Source organism: Aeromonas sp. Prich7-2 (genome assembly GCF_017939255.1).
GTDB lineage: Bacteria > Pseudomonadota > Gammaproteobacteria > Enterobacterales > Aeromonadaceae > Aeromonas > Aeromonas caviae.
Genome location: NZ_JAGKRI010000148.1, coordinates 1 through 3,591 on the forward strand (window position 1 = coordinate 1; position 3,591 = coordinate 3,591).

Below are 3,591 nucleotides of genomic sequence, written 5' to 3' on the forward strand. Positions count from 1 at the left end.
ACCGGTCTTGACAGTGAATGTGAAAAGAGTGTTTACCGAGATCAATACCAATAAGCGCAACGTTTTCCATGATGGCCTCTCCTGAAAGAAAAACACCCTGTCAGCGTACCGCTCACAGGGTGGGGGTGACCATCTCATTAGACCCCAGAGGCGTTGTCCGATCTCGTCATCGCAGCACGCAACACAAACTGGCGTGAACTACCAGAAGCCCTTGGACCATTGGCGTTCCATGCGGCACCCTCTTGCCTGTCAGCGATAGCAACACCAGGAGTCGGTACCGATGCTGCTTTCATCGTGTTGCAGTCGCTAATTAGCCGGATGGAAGTCATGTCTGAAGGGCCGTATCGGGTTGAACACGACCAGTCAAAAAACCTGCTTACTTATCATGATCTGCTCGAACGGTACATTAACCATGATGACGAGGTCGAGTTCCGGCAGACAGAAATCACCAGTATCAAGTTCCCGCTTAAACTTGTGTCAGTTAGTCAGGTTGATTCAAAGACCAGTCCAGCTGTTCAGCTGGCTGATGTGATGATCGGTGCGGCCATTGAAATGACGAATAGCTTAAAGATGAAGCAGCCCAGAGGGTTGGACCCAGAGATGGTATTAGCGCTATACGCGAATGAACAGCTCATACATTTGCTCCCGTCGCTAGACTTCGAGGCACAACGTCGATTTCGGAAAGGGACACAGGCTGCAGAGGTAATCGACTACTTTTCGCAGTTTAGTGATTGAAGAAGGTTGCAGCCTCACAACGCGCAGCAACCGACGCGAAACAACCGTGCGACCGAGCTCAGTGTCGGGATTATTGTATGGACGGTTGGCTTTGCCGTTGTGTTGTTAGCTATGACGTCACACATCACTTTCGAATGGCGTGGAAAGTAGTATAACTGCTCCACTAGAAGCGATTCTAAACACCCATCCAGCCGTTTTCCCCTGCGTTGTTGCCATTCATGCCCATGGGTCACACTGACAGGCTATTGGGCGTCTAAAACGGCTCTGGGGGTGAGTATTCAGGAGCACATGCCATCATCACAGAGCCTGTAAAAAGAGAAGGGGAAGCAACATAATGGTTGCTTCCCCAATCGCCTTATTACACTAACCAGATATTGCTATATCAATCAGTCGGTTATCACGTCATGACTCGGCGCATCCTGCGTGATTTGCGCTATCTCGGTCTTGGGGTTATTCAACCGGCTTTGGAGCTGTGGCATGTCCTCGGGCTTGAACAGCGCCCCCAGCTCTATCCCTGGGCACTCTTGCAAGATCGCCCTCATCAGGCGGACGGTGCGCGTCGTTACTGGCACACACTGCCCGACCAGCTTGGCGCGTTTGGCTGACTTACAGTCATCCACGCTGGTTGGGCAGCCATTGACCGTCAGCCATTCGGCCAACTCATCGTACCCCATCGTTTTCGTCATGCCGAAGGCGGACTGGGTATAAGCACGCAGAAAAACCCGCTTGAGGATGCCGAGCGAACCCTCATCCGTCATACGCATCACGTTGCTTTTCATCGAGCCCTTGCTGGTTAAGTAATCTTCCCAGTTCTCCCAGTCCTCGAGTGTTTTGAGACAGTGATTCTTGCGCCAGCTGTCGAAGATTATGCGCTCTTCAATAGCGGCTTGGGCTGTCGGCCAAGGTTGCGTCTCAAAGCAGATATGCTCAATGCCTAACACGCTCTGCATGGATGGCTGCATAGGTTTCCGTTTGAAGTCGAATTCAAGATTCAGTGTCTTAGTCTTGGTCATCGAGACAAGATCACACTCATTGATCCACATCTCTGAAATGCTGACTAACTGTTCACTATCTACTTTTTGACCAGGTGTACGGTTCAGATAGAGGTCTAACATGTAGTTTTGGTGCTGATCTTTGGAGCAGGGAGGCTTGACTCCGGCCTTAGCCAAGATATCCGGCTGACCCTCCATAGGGATAGCCGTCAGTTGCCCACGTGTTTTCATGGCAATCAGCTGGTTAGCCCCGTGTTTGAGCTCTAGCATCCGAAAACTGTCGCCATCAAGCCGTTCACCAAGCGCCTGAAATCGACGGCATAGCGGTCCACTCAGATCTAATTCTTCATACGTCGCATCTGTAAGGAGCCCGTCGGTGGTCGCGCTAATGATGGTTTTATTAGCCGGGATTGCGGCCAGGATCTCGCTCAACACCGCACGGACTATGCCCGTTGTATGAGCGGCAAAATACGCATTAGTAATGGCAGAACGGTCAATTTTCTTGCTCAATCCGGTTGTTGTATCGAAGGCGGTTTTACCTTGTAATCCTTGTGCTAGCTTGCCATAGACAGAATTTCCTATCTCCTTCCACAACAGCTCGTCACATGATTTCTTTGTGTAGGATTTACGCATCTTTCGGACAAAGGACACGAAAGATTCAAACGGACTAACTTCCACGTCACACCAAGGGATAATGATCCCCTGAATGATATCGATTTGGCATCCCATGTTGAGAGCAACCTCGATTTCAGGTGCAGTGCAGTTTGACTCACCACTGAGGGGGTAGAGCAAACCATATTTCTCATCAAAGACCGGTAAGCAGGGGAAGCGTACCCCAGTGGGAAAGGAGAATCTGACACGCGCTAGCCCGAGGACATGACCTCGATAATCTTCTGGGTTACTAGTTAGCCGAGCATTTCCATAATCTAGTGGGAACAGATCAACGAGGGCTGTGGTGTAGGCACCACTCAAGTCAAAATCATAGAAGCTGGAAACCGGCGTCGGCCCATTCCAATAGCTCTCATTACGGCCACCGTGGTAACAATCGATAGCTAATGGCTCAAAAGTCCTAGCAAGCGGCGTCATTTGACGCAACTTTTGGGAGGCTAGTCGACTTTCTTTATCATTCCACCGTGAGCGTTCAACCACTTCTGTTCCGAGCAATTGGTGCTGGTCATATTCCTGATCTCGGAGGAACTTTAGAAACATACCGCAGCTCAGACTCCCAAGGGACGCTGGTAGTCGAGTGAGGCCGTGCTGCTTAATGAATTCATGCAAGCGTAGCCCGTACTTAACCGCAATCTCTGCATCTCGAAGCGCATAGGCTTCAAAGGCCGATTTGTCCCCGGCCAAGAGTTCATCCATGCGTTCAATGGAATACCCATCTGGGATGGAGAGTTTGGGGATTCCGATCATCTCGCCTACCGTTGCCAACCCTGTTCCACCGGGGGTATGTAGCATCGTGTCGACAAAGGCAATCAGAGTCATGTGTTTCTTGCGTTGTGAATCTTTCAAGATCATCGGCTCAGGTTGAGCCCTGCGTGCCAGCAATGCTTTGATATCTACACCGTAGGTTTCTGTCATTGTCGTCACGGTCTTGCGGATACCGCTGACCTTCGTTTTCTTGCGGAAGAAATCACTAAAAGACGCCAGGTCAGCGCGAAGGAAATGGGCATAGACATAGATCTTTTTGGGCCATTTCGTGATGATCCCTTTTTCTGCATATTCCGGCCGATCATGAACACCAATTCCGATTCAACGTGAACACCATTTCCGGACCAATGTGAACGCTCATTCCGGTTCAACCTGAACACTTCGCCCCTCCTTTCCGGAAACAGTGTTCAACATCCCGGAATCACTGTTC

General features: G+C 50.4%; 2 protein-coding genes. One reads left to right on the top strand and one right to left on the bottom strand.

Translation table 11 applies throughout. The annotated features are described in order from the left end of the window. Positions 1-153: 153 nt before the first annotated feature. Entirely contained in the window at positions 154-735 is a 582-nt protein-coding gene (locus J9892_RS18820; protein ID WP_210538708.1) for a hypothetical protein, read from the top strand. A gap of 386 nt (positions 736-1,121) precedes the next feature. On the opposite strand, the gene J9892_RS18825 is transcribed toward J9892_RS18820, so the two are convergent. Further along, positions 1,122-3,311 carry a hypothetical protein gene (locus J9892_RS18825; protein ID WP_210538709.1) on the bottom strand — a complete coding sequence of 730 codons (2,190 nt, stop codon included), beginning with the start codon at positions 3,309-3,311 and terminating at the stop codon, positions 1,122-1,124. Between the last annotated feature and the right edge of the window lie 280 nt (positions 3,312-3,591).